Raw genomic sequence first — 22,998 nt, 5'->3', positions numbered from 1 at the left:
ATGAAAAAACTTGTATTACTCTTATTCTCTGCACTCTTTGTGCTGTCGGCCCAGGCCGGGGATGTCCTGCGGCTGATGACCTACAACGTCCGCAATGCCAGAGGCATGGACAATAGCTGCAACTACCAGCGCGTAGCCAATGTGATCAACAATGCCCGTCCGGATGTCGTTGCTGTTCAGGAACTGGACAGCATGACCGCCCGGAGCAATGGGACGGATGTCCTCCGGGAACTGGCGGAACGCACTCAGCTGCATCCCTACTTCGCTCCTGCCATCGATTATGACGGGGGAAAATACGGAATCGGCCTGCTCGCAAAAGAAGCTCCGTTGCGCCTGCAAACCTTTGCTTTGCCGGGACGTGAAGAGGCGCGGACGCTGATTGTTGCCGAGTTTCCCGAATACATCTTTGGCTGCACACATCTCTCGCTGACGGAAGAAGACCGGATGAAGTCGCTCGAGATCCTGAAATCGGTTGCTGCTTCTGCCGAAAAGCCCTTCTTCCTTGCCGGCGACTTCAATTCCGATGCCGGTTCCGGTTTCATCAAAGAACTGAAGAATACCTTCCAGGTACTTTCCAACCCCAAGCAACCTACTTATCCCGCTTCCGAACCGAAGGAGACGTTGGATTACCTGATTGCGCTTAAACAGGAAAAACCTACTTTCGTTGTTAATTCCGCCCGGGTTATCGACGAACCGTTGGCATCCGATCACCGACCGTTGTTGGTGGAAGTGCGGATGGCAGTGCCCGAAGACCGCATCTGCCGCACCAAACCCTATCTGCAAAACCCGGTCGGGGGCGGAATCACCGTAATGTGGCAAACCAACGTGCCGGCTTATTGCTGGGTGGAATATGGCACAGACCCCTCAAACCTGAAGCGGGCACGTACTCTTCTCGACGGGCAAGTCGTTTGCGGCAACACTCTCCATAAGATTCGCCTCGACAGTTTGCAACCCGGACAGAAGTATTACTATCGGGCTTGTTCGCAGGAGATTCTGCTTTACCAGGCTTACAAAAAAGTATTTGGTAATACTGCCCGTACAGAGCTTAAAGAATTTACCTTGCCGGCCGATGGTGGAGACAGCTTCACGGCCGTCGTCTTCAATGACCTGCACAAGCAGTCAAAAACCTTTCAGGCGTTGTGCAGCCAGATCAAGGGGGTGGACTATGATTTCGTAGTCTTCAACGGTGATTGCGTGGACGATCCCGCCAACCACGATCAGGCAACAGCCTTCATCAGCGAACTGACCGAAGGAGTGGAGGGTGACCGCGTTCCTGTTTTCTTCATGCGGGGCAACCATGAAATCCGGAATGCGTATTCGGTCGGGCTGCACAGCCTGTTCGACTATGTGGGCGATAAGACTTACGGAGCCTTCAACTGGGGAGACACGCGCATCGTAATGCTCGACTGCGGTGAAGATAAACCCGACGACCATTGGGTCTATTACGGATTGAACGACTTTACGAAGTTGCGTAATGACCAGGTGGGATTCCTCAAGAAAGAACTCGCTTCCAAAGAGTTCAGGAAGGCCGGCAAGCGGATTCTGATTCATCACATCCCGCTTTATGGCAATGATTACGAGAACCTGTGTTCGGGACTTTGGGGGAAACTCCTGGAGAAAGCTCCCTTCAATGTCTGTCTGAATGCGCATACACATGAGTACGCTTATCACCCCAAAGGCAGTCTTGGCAATAACTTCCCGGTCATTATCGGTGGTGGTTATAGTATGAAAAGCGCAACGGTGATGGTGATCGAGAAAAAGAAAGATGTGCTTAAAGTGAAGGTACTCAACACCCAAGGAGAAGTGTTGCTGGAACTTACAGTTTAATGACAGGCTCCGGTTCGATAGGCGTAAAAACAACAGAGGGCTTTCGATGCAGCCCTCTGTTGTTTTTTTATTATGTGTGCAGCTCGAGTACGAACCGGCTTCCTTTGGTGTAGCTTGTGTCCAATGTCAGGCTTCCGTTCATCTTGGTAGCTATCAGGGCACAGATAGGCAGTCCCAGTCCGTCTCCTTCCGTCAGGTCTTTAATCTCCGTGAAAGGTTTGAACAGGTTCTCTTGTTTTTCGGCAGGAATGCCCGCACCGGTATCCGAGATGATGAACTGATGCGTATGCGCGCCTCTCTTCTTGAAGTCGAGGAAGATCTTTCCGCTTTCGGTATATTCCGCCGCGTTCTTCAGCAGGTGAATCAGTATCCGTTCCAGTTGTTCCGGGTTGGTCTTGATCTGTAGTTTGGCGGCATTCACTACAGTCGACACTTCAGGCTGTACCAGCTCTTTCACCTTATCCATGGTAGCTTCGCAGAAAGTATTTACGTTGATCTCCTTCATCTCGTAAGGCTCGGTCAGGGAGTTCTCCAGTGTAGAAAGTTCCTGTATGTCGTTACTGAACTTCTTCAGGGCAGCTACCTGTCCCTGCATCTGTTGTGCCTGTTGGGGCGCCTTGCCCGATAGTTCGGCAGCAGAAGCGGCCAGTGTATCCAGCGTTGGTTCCATTTGTGCGGAGATGTTCTGGATGAACTTTGTTTTCAGTTCGTTGTGTTCATTGGCTATCTGTACGCTCTTCTTCAGTTTGCGGTTTCCGGCAATGAAGCGGAGCAGCACGATGGCAACGAAGATTAGTCCGGCTATCAGGATGACGACAAGCGTACATAGCCCGACAATCATATACTGTTTTCCGGACAGCGTATCGTCTTTTTCCTGAATGATCTGCTGGCTTTCGTCATATTTGCGTTTCAACACGTTCAGTTCATCTTGTGCTGTCAGCGCTTTCACCGAGTCGGTCCAGACAATGAAGTTCTCGTACGTACGGGCCACCAATGAAGCATTGTTTGACTTACGGCCGATGGCAATCAGGTTCTTATAGCATTCGTTTACCTTTTCGTAGTTCTTCTGGGCTTTGTATTGATTGATCAATTTCCGGAAGCAGGCATCTCCTTGTGCGTTTTGGCCGAAAGTGTAGTGATAGTTTGCCTGCGTGTACAAGAGGTTCTCACTTAACGAATCGTTCTTTGCCTGGCCGGCGGTTTCCGCCAGTTTGTCCAACTGTGCTTTGGCTTGTGCGGCATTCTTCAGCCCGATATACATTTGTAATCTCTCTTTAGTGATTTGAAAGCGCAACGGATAGAATTGCTTCTGTTCCTTTTGTTCGCCCGCCCAGACTAACTGTTCCATTCCCCTGCAGAGGTCGAATGCTTCTTTATAATAATTCTCACGATGGTAAAGAGCAGCTCCCTGAATTCCACATTCCACGGCTTTCGGATAGTTTTCTTGTGCCGCGAAGGCGCCATAGGCTTGGATGAAAAGATAACGCGCTTTGGTATATTCTTTTTGTTCCAGACTGCTTTGCGCTTGTTTCATCAGTTCATTTGCTCTGTTTTGTGTGCCTTGTGCATCGACGATTGTGCTAAAACAAACGAGGATGGTCAGGATTAAAGTCGATATTTTCATACGATATGGTTTTAAACAGTGACAAAGTTAAAAAATCTTTGTAAGAACCTCTCATTTACCCCTTTTATTTTTCATTTCTTCCTCAATTCTTCCTTTGAGAGTTATGACAGGCATTGCCGGCTGATGGGGTAGTGGATAGTATTTGATAATTCAAGCATAGATTTTACAAATAATGCTCTCTTTCGGAGTTTTATTTGTAAAGTCTATGTCTGAAAAACATAAGGATGTGTCTTTTTAATATTTGAAGCTGCTTCCTCCCAGGAACTCTCTAAGAAGTGAGGTCGGAGGAATCTCCTTATCCTGTACCGGAGTGAAATATTTGATAAACTTCAGTAGCCGGTATGCTTCGGCATATTCCGGGCAGTTACGTGGCACGCTGGTCAAGATGGGTTCGGCATGGCAGCGGAGCACGGCAAATTCAAATAACAGGGCGGAGTTGAACATCACGTCGGCATTCTCCTGATAAGGGAAAATCCACTTGTCTTCTCCGGCACGCACGCTGGGCCAGCGCGAAATGGTTTCCTGCGCAGAATAGCCACGATAGTTGAAGTCACGGATAATGCGGCGCAAAAGCCGGTTGTCCGTGGTCGGAATCCAGTTATGGTCGTCCAGGGAGATGGTTGTCAGAGCAGATACATAGATTTTATATTTATTCTCTGCCGGGATTTGCGGAGTGAGTTCCGGGTTCAGGGCATGAATCCCTTCAAGAATCAATACCGTATGTTCGTCAATCCGCAGTTTGTCGCCTTTATATTCTTTCTTTCCCAGCATGAAGTTGTAGCGGGGCAGTTCTACTTCCTCACCACGCAGCAGAGCTTGCAGTTGCGCATTGAATAATTCCAGGTCGAGGGCATAGAGCGATTCATAATCATAATTGCCGTTTTCATCCAATGGAGTTTCTTCCCGGTCTACAAAGTAGTTGTCCAGTGAGATGGGATAAGGCTTTAACCCGTTTGTCATCAGCTGGATGGAGAGCCGCTTGCTGAAGGTGGTTTTGCCGGATGATGACGGTCCGGAGATCAATACCAGTTTTACACGGTTCCCGTTTTCTCCCCGGTGGAAGATGCTGTCGGCTATTTGTGCTATTTTCTTTTCCTGCAGTGCTTCTGCCACATTTATCAGGTCGGTGGCATGTCCTTCTTCACAGGCTATGTTGAAATCTCCCACATTGTTCAGCCCCATAATGTAGTTCCAGCGCAAATGCTCTTTGAAGACATCGAGCATCTTCTCTTGTTTCACTACCTCTTCCAGTACGGTCGGGTTTTCTTTGTTGGGAATACGCAGTAACAGCCCGTCGTAGTACTTAACGAGGTCGAACAGATGAATAAATCCCGTACTTGGGAGTAAATTACCATAATAATAGTCCGCAGTGCCACCCAAAGTATAATAATAGGTATAGATGGAGCCGGAAGACTCAAGCAGTTTCACTTTGTCATTCATGCCCCGCTCGCTGAATACACGTACGGCTTCAGTGGTGTGGCATTCGATACGGTGGTAAGTGATATTCTCCGTAATGATTTCCTGCATGCGTTTCTTTATTTGCGACACATCCTCCAGAGTGATGGCCCGGCCGATGCGCAAATTGCAGAAGTATCCCTTGGATACGGGGTGCTCTACAAAAAGTTTGCCATTCGGAAAGAGTTCGCTGACTGCCTTGTAGAGTACAAAACAAAGAGAACGTACATATGTACGCATCCCCGAAGAATCTCTTACATCCAGAAACTCTACATCCTTATTGTTATATACACGAAAGTTGAGTCCTTCAGAACGATTATTTACTTTGGCACTGACTACCTGATAAGGAAAATTAAGATTGAAACCGTAATAAATATCCAAAAGTGAGCTTCCAATAGGGAATTCTTTAGAAATATTATTATTTTTGCAATATATTTGTAACATCTGTTTCATTTCACGTCGTTTAGGGGTGAATAGTACGGATAAATATATCACATAATTGCTAAGAAGACAAACAACCACTAAAATAATTATAGATGGAATATTCTTTTTATGATTTTTTAAAGCTCATTGGCTCATTAGGACTTTTTCTTTATGGAATGAAAATCATGAGCGAGGGCTTACAGAAAGTCGCAGGTGACAGATTGCGAGGAATCCTGACAGCAATGACCACGAACCGGGTAACGGGAGTTTTAACAGGAGTGTTGATCACCGCCCTTATCCAGTCTTCTTCGGCAACGACGGTGATGGTGGTCAGTTTTGTAAATGCCGGTTTGCTGACTTTGGCCGAGTCCATTAGTGTGATAATGGGTGCCAATATCGGTACGACAGTCACCGCCTGGATCATTTCCATTTTTGGGTTTAAAGTTGATATGGCTGCTTTTGCCCTCCCTCTGTTAGCCATTGCCCTTCCCCTTATCTTTTCCGGTAAAAGTAACCGTAAGTCTGTCGGTGAATTCATTTTTGGTTTTTCTTTCCTCTTTATGGGGCTTTCGTATCTTAAAGCAAACGCGCCCGACCTGAATGCTAATCCGGAAATGCTTGCTTTCGTGCAGAACTATACCGATATGGGATTCTTCTCCGTTCTGCTCTTTCTATTTATCGGTACTATTCTCACAATGATCGTTCAGGCGTCTGCCGCAACGATGGCTATTACTTTAATTATGTGCGCCAACGGATGGATTAGCCTGGAGCTTGGTGCTGCATTGGTGCTGGGTGAGAATATCGGAACCACGATTACAGCAAACCTGGCTGCCCTGACAGCCAATTCGCAAGCGAAACGAGCTGCTTTGGCCCATTTCGTTTTCAACGTTTTCGGTGTGATCTGGGTATTGATTATTTTTCATCCCTTTATGGTATTTGTCAATTGGGTGGTGGATAGTTTCTTCCATCCGGGAAGTGCCGAAGTAGCCATTTCTTATAAGTTGTCTGCTTTCCACTCTATCTTTAATATATGTAACGTCTGCCTGCTGATTTGGGGAGTGAAACTGATTGAACGTACCGTGTGTGCCATTATTCGTCCGAAAGAAGAAGACGAAGAGCCACGTTTGCGTTTCATTACCGGTGGCATGCTTTCCACGGCCGAACTTTCAATACTTCAGGCCCGCAAGGAAATCCATTTGTTCTCCGAACGTATTCACCGTATGTTCGGCATGGTGCAGGATCTGCTGCATACGGAAAAAGATGACGACTTCAATAAATTATTCAGCCGGATTGAAAAGTATGAGAATATCAGCGATAATATGGAGTTGGAGATAGCCAATTACTTGAATCAAGTGTCCGAGGGACGATTAAGTTCGGAAAGTAAGCTTCAGATACGTGCCATGCTTCGTGAGGTGACTGAGATTGAAAGCATTGGCGACAGTTGTTATAACCTGGCACGTACCATCAGCCGAAAGCGTCAGACCAATCAGGATTTTACAGAGAAACAGTATGAACACATTCACTTCATGATGAAGCTGACGAACGATGCCCTGTCACAAATGATTGTCGTGGTTGAGAAACCCGAGCATCAGAGTATCGATGTCAATAAGTCGTTCAATATTGAAAATGAAATAAATAACTATCGTAATCAACTGAAGAATCAGAACATTCTGGATGTGAACAATAAAGAATATGATTATCAGATGGGTGTTTATTATATGGATATTATTGCCGAATGCGAGAAGCTTGGTGACTATGTGGTAAATGTAGTGGAAGCAAGCAGTGACGTAAAGGAAAAGAAAGCATCTTAACAGGTCGATGAACCGTGAACGATGAACGATAAATGATGAATAAAGTGTGATTGGTACACTTACGGTTCATCGTTTATTGTTCATCGTTCAAAAACGTCCGTTGTTTATAAGTTATCCATTATACGGTTCGAAATCTTCTTTCCCAACTCCACAAAGGGGGCATACCCAATCATCAGGGATATCTTCAAACTGTGTTCCTGGTTCGATTCCGCTTTCCGGATCACCTGTCTCCGGATCGTAAATATAATCACAAACGGTGCAAATGTACTTCATGTCGTCTCTTTTTTTTAAGTTTATGCAAATATAACAAAAGGATTGGATATATTGTTCACTTATTTTTTCTTTTTGGTTAATAAAACACTACCTTTGCCATAACAACAAAGCATTAATCAAGCAGTTATAAATTATGATGTGGCAGATTGTATTAATAGGGGTATGTGTCTCTTTTCTGGGAGCATTTCTGTGGGAAAGAAGAAAACGTAAGTTTATGCAATCTGCATCAGACCGGAAACTGGAGAATGTAAATCGCTTGTTTGATGCTATCCTAACGCATATTCATGCTTATGTCCTTGTTATCGATTCTGATTTTAAAGTCCTGAAAACAAATTATTATGATTTGACTCACCTCAATCCTGATGGTAAAGAAAAGCGCGTCGGTGATTTATTGCAATGTCAGAATGCATTGTCTGCCAAGGGAGGATGCGGAACCCATGCTTTTTGTCAGGAATGTCCTGTAAGAGGGGCTATCGGGGCTGCTTTTCGTCAGAAGAGCGAGTTTACCGATCTGCAGTCTTCACTGAATATTGCCATAGGCGAAGATGAATTTATAAAATGCAACGTAATGATTTCGGGAGTTTTTATGACTCTGGATGGTGAAGACCGTATGGTACTGACGGTGCATGACATCACTTCCATCAAACATACGGAAGAGGCGCTGGCCGAGGCTAAGGAGAAAGCCGAAAACGCCGATCGTTCCAAGTCAGCCTTCCTTGCCAACATGAGCCATGAGATCCGTACTCCATTGAATGCCATCGTCGGTTTCTCCGAACTGCTGGCTGCTGCCACCGAGGAAAAGGAAAAGCAGAAATATCTGGAAATACTCCATACGAATAGTGAACTCCTATTGCAATTGGTGAATGACATTCTCGATTTATCGAAGATTGAGGCTGGTACATTAGAGTTTGTGTATTCCGACGTAGACATCAACCTGCTGCTGGCCGATCTGGAACAGTTGTTCCACATGAAGATCGGTTATGATTCGCCTGTACAGATAATTACCGAGGCCGGATTACCCTCATGCATGGTTCATTCCGACCGGAACCGTATCGCCCAGGTTGTATCCAATTTTGTTTCTAATGCAATCAAGTTTACCACAGAAGGCAGCATTCGTATCGGATATAAGCCTTGCGAGAATGGACTTCGGTTTTATGTCACCGATACCGGTTCGGGCATTTCAGCAGATAAGCTGGGAGGTGTATTCGACCGTTTCGTACGTCTGCAGAGTGATAAAAACGGCACCGGGCTGGGACTTTCCATCTGTAAGACGATTGTGAATAAACTGGGTGGGGAAATCGGAGCTGAATCGGTGGTAGGCCAGGGGAGTACTTTCTGGTTTACCTTGCCCGAACATTCGGATATCAAACCTAAGGTAATTATTGAAAAAGAACAGGAGAGACCGTCTTCTGTTGTGTCGGTTCCTGCCGCGGGGGTAAACGGTGATAAGAAACTGACAGTATTGGTGGCAGAAGATATGGAAGATAATTATCGCCTTTGTGAAGCTATCCTTGCTTCCCGTTACGAACTCTATTGGGCACATAATGGTGAAGAAGCCATTTCCCTTTTCCTGAAAAACCAGCCCGATATCATCTTGATGGATATTCGTATGCCCGAGGTGAACGGTTATGAAGCTACGGAGGCTATCCGGCAAATGTCGGCTACTGTGCCTATCATTGCTCTCACAGCTTTTGCTTACGAAGAAGACCGCCAAAAGATTATGCAGAGTGGCTTTACCGATTTCCTGACGAAGCCTATTTCATCGAGAATCTTGTTGGGAAAACTGGAATCCTTAAAAAAGATTTAAGAAACATTCTATACCGGATTTATGTTGTATTTTTGCAACCTCTAATTTAATGTATGTATCTGCATGACTGCAAAGAACGACGATTATTTTCATTTGGGCCTTACTGATCAAGAAGTCCTCCAAAGCCGGGAGAAACATGGTGTTAACCTGCTGACGCCACCCAAGCGTCCTTCTCTCCTCAAACTCTATCTGGAAAAATTTGAAGATCCTGTTGTACGGGTATTACTCGTTGCGGCTGTGTTCTCCCTTATCATCTCGATTATTGAGAATGAATATGCTGAAACCATCGGTATCATAGCTGCTATCCTGCTGGCAACCGGCATTGGTTTCTATTTTGAATATGATGCGAACAAAAAGTTTGATTTGCTGAATGCTGTCAATGAAGAGACTTTGGTAAAGGTGATTCGTAATGGGCGCATTCAGGAGATTCCCCGTAAGGATGTGGTAGTCGGTGATATTGTGGTACTGGAAACCGGTGAGGAGATCCCTGCCGATGGAGAACTGATAGAAGCCATCTCCTTACAGGTGAATGAATCGAACCTGACCGGAGAGCCGGTAATTAATAAAACAACGGTAGAGGCGGATTTTGATGAAGAAGCTACGTATGCCTCCAATCTGGTGATGCGTGGCACGACTGTGGTCGACGGTCACGGATCGATGAAAGTACTTCGTGTGGGAGATGCCACGGAGATTGGGAAAGTGGCACGTCAGAGTACGGAGCAGAGCACGGAACCTACGCCCCTTAATATCCAGTTGACTAAGCTGGCTAACCTGATAGGTAAAATCGGTTTTACCGTAGCGGGGCTTGCTTTCCTTATTTTCTTTATAAAAGATGTAGTACTCTATTTTGATTTTGGAGCTTTGAATGGCTGGTATGACTGGTTGCCGGTGTTGGAGCGTACCCTGAAATACTTCATGATGGCAGTCACCTTGATTGTGGTCGCCGTCCCCGAAGGGTTACCTATGAGCGTAACGCTCAGTCTGGCCCTGAATATGCGCCGTATGCTTGCCACCAATAATCTGGTTCGTAAGATGCACGCTTGCGAAACGATGGGAGCCATTACCGTGATTTGTACAGATAAGACCGGTACGTTGACGCAGAACCTGATGCAGGTGCACGAGCCTAACTTCTATGGTTTGAAGGATGGCGGGAAGCTGGCAGATGACAATATCAGCAAATTGATAGCAGAGGGAATCAGTGCTAACTCGACTGCTTTTCTTGAAGAGACGGGAGAGGGAGAAAAGCCAAAAGGGGTGGGCAATCCTACTGAGGTTGCTTTGTTGTTGTGGCTGAACGGTCAGAACCGTAACTATCTTGAACTCAGAGAAAGGGCGCAGGTACTCGACCAATTGACGTTCTCTACCGAGCGTAAGTTTATGGCTACTTTGGTGAAGTCTCCGCTGATAGGCAAGAAAGTGCTATATATAAAAGGTGCGCCTGAGATTGTGCTTGGCAAATGCAAAGAGGTGATTCTTGACGGTCGTCGTGTGGATAGTGTGGAATACCGTTCCACTGTCGAAGCGCAGTTGCTGAGTTATCAGAATATGGCTATGCGTACACTTGGTTTTGCATTCCGCATAGTAGAGGACAACGAACCGGACGATTGTGTGGCCCTTGTGTCGGAAAACAACTTGAACTTCCTTGGTGTGGTTGCTATTTCCGATCCTATACGCCCCGATGTACCCGTAGCGGTGGCTAAGTGCCAGTCGGCAGGTATCGGTATTAAGATTGTTACCGGAGATACTCCGGGCACAGCAACTGAGATTGCACGCCAGATCGGATTGTGGAAACCGGAAGATACGGAGCGTAACCGTATAACGGGAGTTGCTTTCGCCGAACTGAGCGATGAAGAAGCCCTGAATAGAGTGATGGATCTGAAAATCATGTCTCGCGCCCGTCCTACCGACAAGCAGCGCCTGGTGCAGTTGCTCCAGCAGAAAGGAGCCGTAGTAGCTGTGACCGGTGACGGAACCAATGATGCCCCGGCACTTAATCATGCACAGGTGGGACTTTCAATGGGTACCGGAACTTCCGTAGCCAAAGAGGCCAGTGATATCACCTTACTCGATGATTCTTTCAACAGTATCGGAACCGCCGTGATGTGGGGGCGTTCGCTGTACAAGAACATCCAGCGTTTCATTGTATTCCAGTTGACCATTAACTTTGTGGCACTTCTCATCGTATTGCTCGGTTCTATTGTAGGAACGGAGTTGCCGCTGACTGTTACTCAAATGTTATGGGTAAACCTCATTATGGATACGTTTGCCGCATTAGCTCTGGCCTCTATTCCGCCAAGCGAAAGCGTTATGAATGATAAACCACGCCGTAGTACTGATTTTATTATCAGCAAAGCGATGCGGCAAAATATATTCGGTGTCGGTACAGTCTTTCTGGTGGTGCTGATGGCAATGATATATTACTTCACAAATGCCGATGGAGGAATGACGGTACAGCGGTTGACCGTTTTCTTCACCTTCTTTGTGATGCTCCAGTTCTGGAACCTGTTCAACGCCCGTGTGTTTGGCACTACCGACTCAGCATTCAAAGGTCTTGCGAAATCATATGGTATGGAGCTGATAGTACTGGCTATTCTGGGCGGACAGTTCCTCATTGTACAGTTCGGTGGGGCTGTATTCCGTACAGAGCCGCTTGACTGGCAAACATGGCTTATCATCATCGGTTCTTCCTCTCTCGTCTTATGGATTGGTGAACTGATCCGCTTTGTCAAACGTTTAACTCAGAAATGAAATAAGAGGGGTCTCACCCCATCCTTTCTCAAAGGAAGAGGGGATGGGGTGAGACCTTAAAACAATATAGAGATGAAAAGAAAAGGAATTAAAAACCTTATTTTTGATTTTGGTGGTGTATTGATCAATCTCGACCGTCAGCGTTGTGTGGAGAACTTCCGGAAGTTGGGATTAGAGAAAGTAGACGAATTGTTAGGTATGTATTCTCAGCAAGGGATCTTTATGCAGCATGAAAAAGGATTGATCTCGTCGGCTGAATTTCGTGAGAATATCCGTGGGCTGCTCACAAAAAAAGTGACTGACGAGCAAATCGATGCTGCCTGGAATAGTTTTCTGGTAGATATCCCTCGCTTTAAACTCGACATGTTGCTGAAGCTCCGCGAAAAATATGTGGTCTATCTGCTGAGCAATACCAACGAGATACATTGGAAGTGGGCATGCGAGCACGCATTTCCGTATCGGGGCTTCCGTGTGGAAGACTATTTTGAGAAGATGTACCTTTCGTATGAAATGAAAATGGTGAAGCCTGCTGAAGAGATTTTCCGGGGGGTACTTGAAGACGCAAACCTTGATCCGCACGAAACTTTTTTCATTGATGACTCCGAGGCCAACTGCCAGGGAGCCCAGGCATTGGGTATCTCTACTTATACGGTAAAACCCGGTGAAGACTGGAGGCCACTTTTTGCCGGAAATAAATAATTTAGAAGACATAGCATGCAGATAATCCATAATATACCGGCATTTACACCCGAACCTTGTGTAGCTACCATCGGCTTTTTCGACGGAGTACATACAGGGCATCGTTTCCTGATCAAGCAAGTCAGAGAGCTGGCTGCCGCTCGTGGATTGCGCTCTGCATTAATTACCTTCCCTGTTCATCCCCGTAAGGTGATGAAAGCGGATTATCGTCCGGAACTGCTGACTACTCCGGAAGAAAAGCGGACACTGCTCGAGGAAACAGGGGTGGACTATTGTTTCATGCTTGACTTTACGCAGGAAGTATCGCGCCTGACTGCCCGTGAGTTTATGTTTGATCTTTTAAGAGACCGTTATCGGGTGCAGACACTCGTCATCGGCTATGACCATCGTTTTGGGCACAACCGTAGTGAAGGTTTCGAAGACTATTGCCGTTATGGTTCCGAAATGGGCATAGAGGTAATCCGCGCTCGTGCCTGTGTGTGTGATGATCTTCATGTAAGCTCTTCCGTCATTCGCAAGATGCTGCATCAGGGTGAAGTCGATATGGCGTCCCGTTGTCTGGGTTACGACTATTTTCTGGATGGTACGGTGGTGAGTGGCTATCAAGTGGGACGTAAGATCGGATTTCCTACAGCCAACCTCAGTGTGGACGATCCTGATAAGTTGATTCCTGCCGATGGTGTTTATGCGGTTCATGTCACATTCGATGGGCGTACCTATAACGGTATGTTGAATATCGGTACCCGCCCCACGATAGGAAATGGTCCCGAGCGTTCGATAGAAGTGAACATCCTTCATTTTCATTCAAATATTTACGATAAGTTTATCCGTATTTCTTTTGTGAAGTATCTCCGTCCGGAACTGAAGTTCGATGGGATTGACGGGCTGATAGCTCAACTTCATCGGGATGCGGCCGAAGTAGAAGCTCTTTTGGGGAATAAATAAAATGTCAATTGACATTTTGTATTTCCTGTTTGCCTTTGAGCCGGCTATATGCGCCCCTCTTAATATCGAAAAACATACTATATTTATTGTTTATCGATAAATAATTGTCGGATTTCTTGTTTAAGTGGAAATTAATATCAATCTTTGCATATCGAAAAACGATAAATTATTATTGAATAACATAACGAATCTCCAAAGTCAATCTTATGAGAAAGTCATTGATGAGCATTACGATGTTGGTAGTATCCATCTCTATGTTAGCTTTGTTTGTGTGTAGCTCTGTTTTGCACGGACATGGTACAAATCACCCTGCTACTGAAACGGTAGTCAATTAAAACCGTTATCTTTGTACATATTTAAAACAGAGAACCGAATGAAAACAGCGATCAAATTAATTCTTATTTATCTGGGGATCCAGCTTGTCTGTGGTGGGCTGATAGGTATTCCTTTTACTGTTGTTGCCCGTATGAATGGTGGGAATATGGATGCCACCCGGATTTCGGAGTTGACACTGGCTCCTTCGATGTTACTTTCCATGGCAGTGATGTTTTTTTATTTATGGAAAGCCCGGTACATACCTAAGAATAAAATGAGCTGGTCATTCGTTTCGTTACCGTTTCTTACGGTCACTTTTCTGATAGGCTTGTCGATGACTGTTCTGATGGACTTGCTAACTGCTGTTTTATCTTGGGTGCCTGATGTTCTGGAACAACAGTTTAATGCTTTACAGTCCGGTTGGTTGGGAATTGTGGCCATCACGTTGTTGGGACCGGTTCTTGAGGAACTTTTATTCCGTGGTGGTGTTACTAAGGCGTTGCTTGAACGATATTCTCCCCGGAAAGCGATTTTTCTTTCCGCACTTCTTTTCGGAATATTCCATTTGAATCCGGCTCAGGTAGTTGCCGCCTTCTTCGGAGGACTGCTGTTGGCGTGGGTTTATTACCGGACGCGGAGCCTGATCCCCTGTATCCTGATACACATTGTGAATAACAGCCTTTCTGTGATATTGAGCCTGACCTATCCCGATGCGGATACGATTAGCGATGTGACCGATACTACATCTTATTACATACTGATAGCTGTGGCCGCTATGCTGTTCGTTGGTTGCTTCCTACGGATAAAGCAGGTTACGATTCCGGGAGTGTGGAGAAAGAGTGAGTGAAACTGAACTATGAAGATTGAAAAACAAGTCATAATATGAAAAGAAGATTGAACATACTATGTTTACTGGTATTTCTGGTATTCTGTTATTCGGTATTCAACATGGGGCGTGATTTCGGTCATGGCTTTTCCGAGGGCATGAAGATAAGCCATTCCGGCAATGAAAGTGTGGAACAGGCTATTAACCTTCGCATTGCTACGTTGATGCCCGAAGATTTTTCGTCGTTTAAAGATTCTGTTTACAATGAACGGACCCAATCTTATGTGCCTGTTGCTTACACACAGTTGATCACGAATGTAAAAGTGGACAGGAGCACCTGGCTGATGGTTGCGCAAGTGCTCTCCGGGCTTCTTGCCATTTTGGCCGTAATAGCATCTACGGTGCTGTTTGTGCAGTTGATTGTATCTATCAATAAATCGGATATTTTTAATTGGAAGAATGTTCGTAGGTTACGTTGGTTGGGAGTCACCCTGTTGCTGAGTTTTATTAGTGAAGCGGTGCCGGCTTTGATGAATGATTATGAACTGTCCTCAGTCTTTTCATTATCCGGCTACTCTATGGAGACAAGTATTGACTCTGTGATGCTGGTCATTTTAGGACTGGTTTCGCTGATTGTAGGCGAAGTATTCGCCATCGGGTTAAAGATGAAAGAGGAGCAAGACCTTACTATCTGAATCCGGACACTGAAAAATTAATGGAATTATGGCTATAATAGTAAACCTTGACATTATGATGGCCCGAAGAAAGATATCTTTGGGGGAGTTGGCGGAGAAGATAGACATTACACCTGCCAACCTTTCTATCCTGAAAACGGGAAAGGCCAAAGCAATTCGTTTTTCTACCCTTGAGGCAATCTGCAAAGTACTCGATTGCCAACCGGGGGATATTCTGGAATATCAAGTGGATGAAAAAGATCCTTGATTTGCCACAGCGGACCTTCTGTGTGTCCACTGTGGCGATATAGAATGAGGAGATTAACCTTTTGTCCCTTTGGCTTTGAATGCCAATGCGTACATTCGCATTTGTTTTACCATTGATAGCAGACCGTTGCTGCGGGTGGGCGATAAATGATCTTTCAGCCCGATGCGGTCGATGAAGTAAAGTTCCGAATTCAGAATCTCGTCCGGTGTATGTCCCGAAACAACTTTTATCAGCAGGGCGATAATACCTTTTACGATCAGTGCATCACTTTCTGCTTTGAAGATTACCTTTCCATCTACCTCGTCTGCCTGAAGCCACACACGGCTCTGGCAACCTTCAATCAAATTCTGTTCCGTTTTATATTTCTCGTCAAGCGGTTCTTGTTCGTTTCCTAAATCGATAAGTAACTGGTAGCGGTCCATCCAGTCGTCAAAGTCACTGAACTCGGCAATGACTTCGTCTTGTAATTCGTTGATTGTCATATTGAATAATTATTTCTCGTTATAGATAACTTCCAGTACGGTCTGTCCCACGGCTTTGAGTGTCGATTTGTCGATAACATCCATGTTGTCGTTTACGGTATGCCAAGTCGGTCCGAAGCTGGACAGTTCACAATTTTCGTCGTTCGGAATGATGTCGATAGTCGGGATACCGGCCAGCCGATTGATAAACAGATGGTCGTCAGTGATCTGCCCACCTGTTTCGTTAATAAAGTAACGTCCGTAACCGGCGTCGTTAGCCTTCTTCCATACCTTTTTGTTGATTCCACGGGCAAACTTCTCCGAGTACACCTCCTTAAAGAAAGTGGCATCTTTGCCGCCTACCATATCGAGCAAGATACCGAAACGGGCATTATAGCCTTCCACATGCGGATTGCGTGCCCAATATTGTGCACCGAGACACCATTGCTCCTCTAAATGCTCTCCTTTATAGAATTGGGGAGCGCCATAATCTTCTGCGTCCAAAAAGATAATATCGATTCCCAGTTCCGGTTGCTGCTGATTGATCAGTCGGGCTATTTCAAGCAACACGCCCACACCGCTCGCTCCGTCGTTGGCACCCAATATTGGTGTGTGGTGATTCTTCTCGTTGGGATCATTGTCTGCCCACGGACGTGTATCCCAGTGTGCAAAAAGGGCAATGCGTTTTTTGCTTTCGGGCTTGAATGAACCGATGATATTGCGTGCTTTCAGCAGCGTGCCGTCATAGGCGGGCAGTTCCACATTCTGGTTAGTCACTTTGGCCCCATGTTCTGCCAGCTTAGTAGCCAGATATTCTCCACATGCTGCATGTCCTTTACTGTTCGGATTGCGAGGGCCGAAGTCCACTTGTGCCTGTATGTATTTATAGGCGCTGTCTGCATCGAATTGTGGTGCTTTCACGGTTATATTCTTTTCAGGCTCCTGAACTGAATTGGTTTTGTTGTTGTTCGTTCCGCAAGAAAAGGCGGATAACAAAATAAAAGCTGTCAGTAATAGCATAGAATTTCTTTTCATAATTATGCTTTTGGGGTTAAGGCCTCAAAATTAGTCATTTTCGCAGTAGGGTAGGTCAGATAGGAGGGTTTATTAACAATTCTACTCCTTTCTTTCCGGATATAAGTTCTACTTCCGCCCCATTGATCAGTGGCAGATTTTCCGTTACATGCCCTACGGGGAAATCAAAGCAGATCGGATAATTATACTCTTCTACCAGATCGAAGAGTGCACCATAAAGGTCTTTCTTTATGGCACGATCTTCTTCGTATTCGGTAAACTGTCCGATGATAAGGCCTGACAACTTCTCAAGTACGCCCCCTAATTTCAGGTTATACATCATGCGCTCGATGGCATAAGGACGTTCGCCCACGTCCTCGATAAACAGGATTGTCCCTTCGGGAGGTATGTCGTATGGAGTTCCCCGAAGGCCGTGGAATACTGCCATATTGCCACCACGCAGAATACCCTTGGCTGTGCCGAGTCGGTTCAACTTGTGACGCTTACATTTATATGCAGGCAGTTTACCGAAAAGTATATCCCTCAGGTACAGTGAACACGGATTGTCGGCCGCTTCTACTGCGAGATGGCGTGCCATAGGAGCATGTAACGAAGCAAACCCGTTGTACTGAAATAGATTATGGAGCGCTGTGATATCACTGAATCCGATCATCCACTTCGGGTGTTCACGGAAACGGGTGAAGTCGAGCCGTTCAATAAGATGAACCGCTCCGTAGCCGCCACGGCTACATAAAATCGCCTTAATTTCTTTGTCATCCATTGCTGTCTGAAAGTCCGAAGCGCGCTGCCGGATGGTGCCGGCATAGCATCCCCAGGAGCTACGGACGTGTTTCCCCATTTCAGGGACCAGTCCCCAAGACGCCAGTTGCGCCTTGGCACCTCTCAGAAACATATTGTCTATCTTGCCCGAAGGCGATACGATGGCAACTTTATCGCCTTCGTGCAGGAATGGGGGGAATTGTATCTTCATTCAGTGAATTTGTTTTAGTTTATTTCTTCTGGTAGAATTTTACCCAGTCTACATGCATTTCCACAGGAAGTTCTTTCGGGTCTACAGCTCCTACCCACGAGCCACCCAGTTGCATGTCGATCAGCAGATAGAAAGGCTGATCGAAAGGAAATTGCCCTTCTTTGTCTGTTTCGATGCGGGGATAGGTGAAAGTATGCGTATCATTGATATAGAATGCAATGCTGTCCGGATACATTTCTACCGAATATACATTGTAGTCATCGGGATTGATCGTACCTACGGAGTGTGACAACGGATTGTCTTTGATGCCCAGATTGTATGTATAGTTGGTATGTATAGTCTGGTAAGCGATTGTGTCGTGATTCAGACGTTCCATAATATCGATTTCTCCACCCATCGGCCAGGGAGCATCTACCGGAAGCATCCAGATAGCCGGCCATTCGCCGCGTGCACCGTTCAACTTGGCACGTATCTCCAGACGCCCGTTGCTGAATGCCTTTTTCCCTTTGGTATAAATCCCTCCGGTCAGATAGGGTGCTGTGTCATTGGGCTGGCTGTAATTGATGATACCCCGCAGCACCATATTGCCGTCACGCATATCGAAACAAGAGTCGAAGTCTGTCATATAGTTATTCCAGTCCGATTTGCCACGTGGTATTTTGCTCCATACCTGTGGGTCAAAGCCTGTTTTTTGGTCGAAATTATCTTCCCAAACCAATGTCCACTGGTCAGGCGAATGACGTTGGCACGATGAAAAGCCTGAACTGATACACAGCAGGCAGAAAAGAGCGAAAAAAGTTTTTGTTTTCATGGTTCTGTTTGATTATAGGTGTTTAACAGGATACAAATTTACATTAAAAAACGAAATTACCTGCATCCGTAGAAATGAAAGCGTTGTATAATATCAAAATGTTATCCGGTTTACCCATTTTTTCAGTATACCATGATGTACTTCTCGATCCTTTTTCTGATATTTGCTAAAAATCTAACGTTATGGAACCTATTAGAAACTTCGACCAACTGACAGAACACCTAAAAACCTTAAACCGACGGAAACGGATTGCCGTTGTCTGTGCCAATGATCCGAATACAGAATATGCCATTGCCCGTGCACTTGACGAGGGTATTGCAGAATTTCTGATGATTGGTGACTCAGCCATCCTTCAAAAGTATCCTACCTTGCAAAGGTATCCGGATTATGTGAAGACCATCCATATTGAAGATCCCGATGAGGCAGCGCGTGAAGCGGTCCGCATTGTCCGGGAAGGGGGGGCCGACATTTTGATGAAAGGGATTATTAATACTGACAACCTGCTTCATGCTATTCTTGACAAGGAGAAAGGGCTACTACCCAAAGGAAAGATCCTGACTCACCTGGCTGTAATGCAGATTCCGACGTATGATAAATTATTGTTCTTTTCGGATGCGGCTGTTATTCCCCGGCCCACTTTACAACAACGTATTGAGATGGTTTGGTACGCCATCTGTACCTGCCGGAGGTTTGGGATAGAGCAGCCGCGCATCTCTTTGATTCATTGTACGGAGAAGGTAAGTGCCAAGTTCCCCCATTCTCTTGATTATGTTAATATCGTGGAGTTGGCCGAAGCCGGAGAGTTTGGCAATGTTATTATTGATGGCCCGTTGGATGTCCGTACTTCCTGCGAGCAGGCCAGCGGGGATATTAAAGGAATTGTATCGCCTATCAACGGGCAGGCAGATGTATTGATATTCCCTAATATCGAGTCGGCCAATGCTTTTTATAAGTCTGTTTCATTATTTGCCAAGGCCGATATGGCAGGATTGCTGCAAGGCCCCATTTGTCCGGTGGTGCTACCGTCACGTAGTGATTCCGGACTTTCCAAGTATTATAGCATTGCGATGGCATGCCTGACGGCTTCTACCCGGTCGGCAGAGGGAGGAAGATGCTCCGAATGATGATCATAATTAAACTAAGAATATGGATAAACTGAATGCAATCCCCACTTCCCCTTCTGCAAGGAATGGACGGAGTGAAAGGGTCCTTGTTATCAATCCCGGTTCCACTTCAACAAAGATTGCCGTTTATGAAGACGAAACTCCTTTGTTGGTACGCAACATCCGCCATACAGTAGAAGAGTTGTCTGCCTTCCCCCAGGTGATCGACCAGTTTGAGTTTCGTAAATCACTTGTCCTCCGGGAGTTGGAGGCAAATGATATTCCTTTCCAGTTCGATGCTGTCATTGGACGCGGAGGTTTGGTGAAGCCTATTCCCGGTGGAGTTTATGAGGTTAACGAAGCTATGAAGCGGGATACCCTCCATGCCATGCGTACGCATGCCTGCAATCTGGGAGGTTTGATAGCCGATGAATTGGCCGCAGCTTTACCCGGGTGCCGGGCGTTTATTGCAGATCCGGGTGTGGTGGACGAACTGGAAGAGGTTGCCCGCATTACCGGTTCGCCCTTGATGCCGCGTATCACTATCTGGCATGCACTGAATCAGAAAGCTATTGCCCGTCGTTATGCTGCCGAACATGGCACTCATTATGAAGATCTTGATTTGATTGTCTGCCATTTGGGAGGAGGCATTTCCGTTGCGGTCCATCGTCACGGGCGTGCAGTCGATGCCAATAATGCACTGGATGGAGAAGGTTCTTTCTCACCCGAAAGAGCCGGAACTCTTCCCGCCGGACAACTGATAGACCTCTGTTTCAGCGGGAAATTCACCAAAGATGAATTGAAGAAACGAATTTCGGGCCGTGCCGGGCTTACCGCCCATTTGGGAACTACTGATATTCCTGCCGTTATTCAGTCCATTGAGGCAGGTGATGATCATGCCCGGTTGGTGCTCGATGCCATGATCTATAATGTGGCCAAAAGTATCGGTGCTGCCTCTACTGTTTTGTATGGAAAGGTAGACGCTATCCTGCTGACCGGAGGCATTGCCTATTCTGATTACGTAATTTCCCGTTTAAGGGAACGTATCTCTTTCCTTGCTCCCGTCTTCGTGTATCCGGGAGAAGATGAGATGGAGGCTTTGGCATTGAATGCTTTGGGTGCTTTAAGGGGAGAACTTCCGGTACAGGTTTATCAGTGATGGGCGGAGCTTGATGTAGTATAGGTGTTTGTGCAGAGCCAGAAAGCCCGTTCTTTAAAGTGTCAGGCTCACTGGCTTCTGGTCCCATTTGGTAAACTCACTAAAGATTGCGAACACATCGGACAGAAACGCCGGACTGCCTATCACCGTTACCGTCTACGAAAACGTCATTATTGCGGATGTAAAGACCGTAGCCTGAATTGCCGTTGAGGTCACTACTCCAGTAGTAGCTGCCTGTGCCATCGGTATAAGTGGTAGCAGCAGTACCACTACCTTTGTTGCCGTCTCGCCAGCCTGCAGCAGGCAAAAATAGACCGATCGAGCTATTCATAAACCACATACCTTGGGTACCGTTATACTTTACCAATTGCTTGTTACTACAGCGGGAGAGACTTGTGAATTCATTTCTTGTTGGAGTACGCCAACCGCTACCGTATTTACTTTCGTCAAGACGTGTACAAGGATCGACAGCACCATAACCTGTATAACCGGATGATACGTATACATTCTTCCATATATAATAGTAACCGTAATCGGTAGTAGAAGAAGCCCATGTCAGATTGTAGTTGCTTTGGGAATTGAGATTACCTTCAGCCCATCGGAGTTTTGATAAGATGGTCTTATCGTTTGCTGTACACCCATTTTGTGTGAGATTAATATCACCGTAGGGTACATTAATTCCGATGGCTTTCTTAAACTGTATTTTCATCGTATAGCTTTTTCCCTCTTTCAGTTGCACGCTTTGGGTGGAGGTGATTTCCGTATTGTTGGGCACGGTCCGTCCGTTTATTGTCAACGTATTGAAATGCACTGTAATGGTCCTGGCCCCTGCAAACGGAACCATGCGTATGGTTGTACTCAGGGTCGTGTTCGGACTGAATGCCGCCGTATTATTCGTGTTGGCGGCTACCACATTGGTCGAAGGACCGATCTTCCACGATGTGGAATTTCCCCCTTGCTTTACGTATACACCCGTGCAATTGCTGATCGTATTGCTTGGAAATCCGGTAGGACTGATGGTAATCGTCAATTTACATAGCTTCTGGCCGAAGCTCACCGGAAGAAGATTGTGGCTGAGGCTGTTTACATTCGTTATATCTCCGGAATCGAAGGTCATGAAGTCCTTGTTCATGTTAGGGATAGATACTGTGCTGCTGTTGTAGGCATACGTGGAAGGTATAGTTCCCAAGTCGGCAGCGGCAGTGGTATTAAAAGAGTAGCCCACCACGCGTATCGTTCCCGAGCGTGTTAGCAATTTCCCCTGTTTGAGTACAGGAGTGCCCGTACCATTTGAGGTGTAATCGGCCGCCGACTGGAAGACATAGTTGTTTCCGGACTTCCGGAAAACAATCAGCCGGAAATAAACTCCCACAGGCACTGTTGCCGCACGGGTATTTACTTGGGGGAGGATATCTTCCGTCAGTTCCATCGAGGCTATCCGGGGACCTTCATAGTCCGGTTGCTCTCCCGTGCGTGTAGGGGAGAAAGCTTTTATCCCCACCCATTCGGCGATCAAGGGAGGATGGCTACGGGGCGAAGCGTCGTTAAAAGAGGAAGAATGATAGTCGTTGTTACCTGCCAGACTGATATGGATGGGGATTAGCTCGTCGGCAGTATCCCCGCTGTCAGGAGATAAGGGAGTTATTCTGTTATCTTCCGCACATCCTGTTATCGAAAGGCACAAACACAGCCATAAGGCTTTACCGAGACACTCTCGCGTAATAAAAGTTCTATTCATATACTAAGATATTAAAGTGAATAATC

20 protein-coding genes are annotated in these 22,998 nt (G+C 46.1%); 12 read left to right on the top strand and 8 right to left on the bottom strand.

Going from position 1 to position 22,998, the window contains the following annotated elements:
* Complete coding sequence (locus tag DBK98_RS02725) at window positions 1-1,827, top strand: endonuclease/exonuclease/phosphatase family protein (RefSeq protein ID WP_032536958.1); 1,827 nt, start codon at window positions 1-3, stop codon at window positions 1,825-1,827.
* A gap of 70 nt (window positions 1,828-1,897) precedes the next feature.
* Here the strand turns inward: DBK98_RS02725 and DBK98_RS02720 are convergent, their stop codons facing one another.
* Together DBK98_RS02720 and DBK98_RS02715 are read right to left on the bottom strand one after the other, a co-directional pair.
* On the bottom strand, window positions 1,898-3,451 hold the full coding sequence (locus DBK98_RS02720) for a HAMP domain-containing sensor histidine kinase (protein WP_032536959.1): 1,554 nt from the start codon (window positions 3,449-3,451) through the stop codon (window positions 1,898-1,900).
* A gap of 234 nt (window positions 3,452-3,685) precedes the next feature.
* Window positions 3,686-5,359, bottom strand: coding sequence for a nucleoside kinase (locus DBK98_RS02715; protein ID WP_005822293.1), 1,674 nt, complete (start codon window positions 5,357-5,359; stop codon window positions 3,686-3,688).
* An 83-nt stretch (window positions 5,360-5,442) separates the two neighbouring features.
* On the opposite strand from DBK98_RS02715, the gene DBK98_RS02710 reads away from it, so the two are divergent.
* The gene (locus DBK98_RS02710) at window positions 5,443-7,140 is read left to right on the top strand and encodes a Na/Pi cotransporter family protein (protein ID WP_005822290.1); all 1,698 of its coding nucleotides are present in this window, start codon (window positions 5,443-5,445) and stop codon (window positions 7,138-7,140) included.
* Window positions 7,141-7,251: 111 nt separating this feature from the next.
* Here the strand turns inward: DBK98_RS02710 and rd are convergent, their stop codons facing one another.
* The gene (rd, locus tag DBK98_RS02705) at window positions 7,252-7,413 is read right to left on the bottom strand and encodes a rubredoxin (RefSeq protein WP_005781988.1); all 162 of its coding nucleotides are present in this window, start codon (window positions 7,411-7,413) and stop codon (window positions 7,252-7,254) included.
* Window positions 7,414-7,546: 133 nt separating this feature from the next.
* Here rd and DBK98_RS02700 point away from each other — a divergent pair, with 133 nt between their 5' ends.
* The 8 genes from DBK98_RS02700 (at window position 7,547) to DBK98_RS02670 (ending at window position 15,695) form a co-directional block, all read left to right on the top strand.
* Window positions 7,547-9,220, top strand: coding sequence for an ATP-binding protein (locus tag DBK98_RS02700; RefSeq protein WP_032530778.1), 1,674 nt, complete (start codon window positions 7,547-7,549; stop codon window positions 9,218-9,220).
* 63 nt (window positions 9,221-9,283) lie between these two features.
* Window positions 9,284-11,968 (top strand): calcium-translocating P-type ATPase, PMCA-type, encoded by a 2,685-nt coding sequence (locus DBK98_RS02695; protein WP_032536960.1) that lies wholly within the window; start codon window positions 9,284-9,286, stop codon window positions 11,966-11,968.
* 72 nt (window positions 11,969-12,040) lie between these two features.
* On the top strand, window positions 12,041-12,667 hold the full coding sequence (locus tag DBK98_RS02690) for an HAD family phosphatase (RefSeq protein WP_032536961.1): 627 nt from the start codon (window positions 12,041-12,043) through the stop codon (window positions 12,665-12,667).
* Between the two features lie 15 nt (window positions 12,668-12,682).
* Window positions 12,683-13,612 carry a bifunctional riboflavin kinase/FAD synthetase gene (locus DBK98_RS02685; RefSeq protein WP_005811611.1) on the top strand — a complete coding sequence of 310 codons (930 nt, stop codon included), beginning with the start codon at window positions 12,683-12,685 and terminating at the stop codon, window positions 13,610-13,612.
* Window positions 13,613-13,818: 206 nt separating this feature from the next.
* On the top strand, window positions 13,819-13,947 hold the full coding sequence (locus tag DBK98_RS23100; protein WP_255504414.1) for a hypothetical protein: 129 nt from the start codon (window positions 13,819-13,821) through the stop codon (window positions 13,945-13,947).
* Window positions 13,948-13,985: 38 nt separating this feature from the next.
* A complete protein-coding gene (locus tag DBK98_RS02680; protein ID WP_032536962.1) occupies window positions 13,986-14,774 on the top strand; it encodes a CPBP family intramembrane glutamic endopeptidase in 789 nt (262 codons plus the stop codon).
* A 35-nt stretch (window positions 14,775-14,809) separates the two neighbouring features.
* Entirely contained in the window at window positions 14,810-15,448 is a 639-nt protein-coding gene (locus DBK98_RS02675; protein WP_005781999.1) for a DUF2975 domain-containing protein, read from the top strand.
* A 28-nt stretch (window positions 15,449-15,476) separates the two neighbouring features.
* Window positions 15,477-15,695: a helix-turn-helix transcriptional regulator gene (locus DBK98_RS02670; protein WP_005782001.1), complete on the top strand. Its 219-nt coding sequence runs from the start codon at window positions 15,477-15,479 to the stop codon at window positions 15,693-15,695.
* 53 nt (window positions 15,696-15,748) lie between these two features.
* On the opposite strand, the gene DBK98_RS02665 is transcribed toward DBK98_RS02670, so the two are convergent.
* From DBK98_RS02665 to DBK98_RS02650, 4 genes are read right to left on the bottom strand one after another with little or no spacing between them, the layout of a single operon-like run.
* Complete coding sequence (locus tag DBK98_RS02665; protein ID WP_005811607.1) at window positions 15,749-16,177, bottom strand: SufE family protein; 429 nt, start codon at window positions 16,175-16,177, stop codon at window positions 15,749-15,751.
* Between the two features lie 9 nt (window positions 16,178-16,186).
* Window positions 16,187-17,191 carry a M28 family peptidase gene (locus DBK98_RS02660; RefSeq protein WP_032530776.1) on the bottom strand — a complete coding sequence of 335 codons (1,005 nt, stop codon included), beginning with the start codon at window positions 17,189-17,191 and terminating at the stop codon, window positions 16,187-16,189.
* 55 nt (window positions 17,192-17,246) lie between these two features.
* A complete protein-coding gene (locus tag DBK98_RS02655) occupies window positions 17,247-18,161 on the bottom strand; it encodes an LD-carboxypeptidase (RefSeq protein ID WP_032536964.1) in 915 nt (304 codons plus the stop codon).
* A gap of 19 nt (window positions 18,162-18,180) precedes the next feature.
* A complete protein-coding gene (locus DBK98_RS02650) occupies window positions 18,181-18,972 on the bottom strand; it encodes a glycoside hydrolase family 16 protein (protein WP_032536965.1) in 792 nt (263 codons plus the stop codon).
* A gap of 182 nt (window positions 18,973-19,154) precedes the next feature.
* Here DBK98_RS02650 and DBK98_RS02645 point away from each other — a divergent pair, with 182 nt between their 5' ends.
* Together DBK98_RS02645 and buk are read left to right on the top strand one after the other, a co-directional pair.
* Window positions 19,155-20,096: a phosphate acyltransferase gene (locus DBK98_RS02645; RefSeq protein WP_032536966.1), complete on the top strand. Its 942-nt coding sequence runs from the start codon at window positions 19,155-19,157 to the stop codon at window positions 20,094-20,096.
* Between the two features lie 22 nt (window positions 20,097-20,118).
* Window positions 20,119-21,234: a butyrate kinase gene (gene buk, locus DBK98_RS02640; protein ID WP_032536967.1), complete on the top strand. Its 1,116-nt coding sequence runs from the start codon at window positions 20,119-20,121 to the stop codon at window positions 21,232-21,234.
* 100 nt (window positions 21,235-21,334) lie between these two features.
* Here the strand turns inward: buk and DBK98_RS02635 are convergent, their stop codons facing one another.
* Window positions 21,335-22,972, bottom strand: a complete 1,638-nt coding sequence (locus tag DBK98_RS02635) for a DUF1566 domain-containing protein (RefSeq protein WP_032536968.1) — start codon at window positions 22,970-22,972, stop codon at window positions 21,335-21,337.
* Window positions 22,973-22,998 lie beyond the last annotated feature (26 nt).

Origin of the sequence: Bacteroides sp. PHL 2737, from assembly GCF_004115325.2 — a bacterium.
Classification (GTDB): Bacteria; Bacteroidota; Bacteroidia; order Bacteroidales; family Bacteroidaceae; genus Bacteroides; species Bacteroides hominis.
Note: the sequence above shows the minus strand (reverse complement) of the source record. Positions and strands in the feature narration are given on the sequence as shown.

Bases quoted from the DNA above. Each gene is read 5' to 3' on its own strand.
- DBK98_RS02650 (WP_032536965.1), bottom strand. From the start codon at position 18,972: ATGAAAACAAAAACTTTTTTCGCTCTTTTCTGCCTGCTGTGTATCAGT.
- DBK98_RS02690 (WP_032536961.1), top strand. From the start codon at position 12,041: ATGAAAAGAAAAGGAATTAAAAACCTTATTTTTGATTTTGGTGGTGTA.
- DBK98_RS02655 (WP_032536964.1), bottom strand. From the start codon at position 18,161: ATGAAGATACAATTCCCCCCATTCCTGCACGAAGGCGATAAAGTTGCC.
- DBK98_RS02660 (WP_032530776.1), bottom strand. From the start codon at position 17,191: ATGAAAAGAAATTCTATGCTATTACTGACAGCTTTTATTTTGTTATCC.
- DBK98_RS23100 (WP_255504414.1), top strand. From the start codon at position 13,819: ATGAGAAAGTCATTGATGAGCATTACGATGTTGGTAGTATCCATCTCT.
- DBK98_RS02720 (WP_032536959.1), bottom strand. From the start codon at position 3,451: ATGAAAATATCGACTTTAATCCTGACCATCCTCGTTTGTTTTAGCACA.
- DBK98_RS02710 (WP_005822290.1), top strand. From the start codon at position 5,443: ATGGAATATTCTTTTTATGATTTTTTAAAGCTCATTGGCTCATTAGGA.
- DBK98_RS02725 (WP_032536958.1), top strand. From the start codon at position 1: ATGAAAAAACTTGTATTACTCTTATTCTCTGCACTCTTTGTGCTGTCG.
- DBK98_RS02685 (WP_005811611.1), top strand. From the start codon at position 12,683: ATGCAGATAATCCATAATATACCGGCATTTACACCCGAACCTTGTGTA.
- DBK98_RS02665 (WP_005811607.1), bottom strand. From the start codon at position 16,177: ATGACAATCAACGAATTACAAGACGAAGTCATTGCCGAGTTCAGTGAC.
- buk (WP_032536967.1), top strand. From the start codon at position 20,119: ATGGATAAACTGAATGCAATCCCCACTTCCCCTTCTGCAAGGAATGGA.
- DBK98_RS02645 (WP_032536966.1), top strand. From the start codon at position 19,155: ATGGAACCTATTAGAAACTTCGACCAACTGACAGAACACCTAAAAACC.
- DBK98_RS02715 (WP_005822293.1), bottom strand. From the start codon at position 5,359: ATGAAACAGATGTTACAAATATATTGCAAAAATAATAATATTTCTAAA.
- DBK98_RS02700 (WP_032530778.1), top strand. From the start codon at position 7,547: ATGATGTGGCAGATTGTATTAATAGGGGTATGTGTCTCTTTTCTGGGA.
- DBK98_RS02680 (WP_032536962.1), top strand. From the start codon at position 13,986: ATGAAAACAGCGATCAAATTAATTCTTATTTATCTGGGGATCCAGCTT.
- DBK98_RS02670 (WP_005782001.1), top strand. From the start codon at position 15,477: ATGGCTATAATAGTAAACCTTGACATTATGATGGCCCGAAGAAAGATA.
- rd (WP_005781988.1), bottom strand. From the start codon at position 7,413: ATGAAGTACATTTGCACCGTTTGTGATTATATTTACGATCCGGAGACA.
- DBK98_RS02675 (WP_005781999.1), top strand. From the start codon at position 14,810: ATGAAAAGAAGATTGAACATACTATGTTTACTGGTATTTCTGGTATTC.
- DBK98_RS02635 (WP_032536968.1), bottom strand. From the start codon at position 22,972: ATGAATAGAACTTTTATTACGCGAGAGTGTCTCGGTAAAGCCTTATGG.
- DBK98_RS02695 (WP_032536960.1), top strand. From the start codon at position 9,284: ATGACTGCAAAGAACGACGATTATTTTCATTTGGGCCTTACTGATCAA.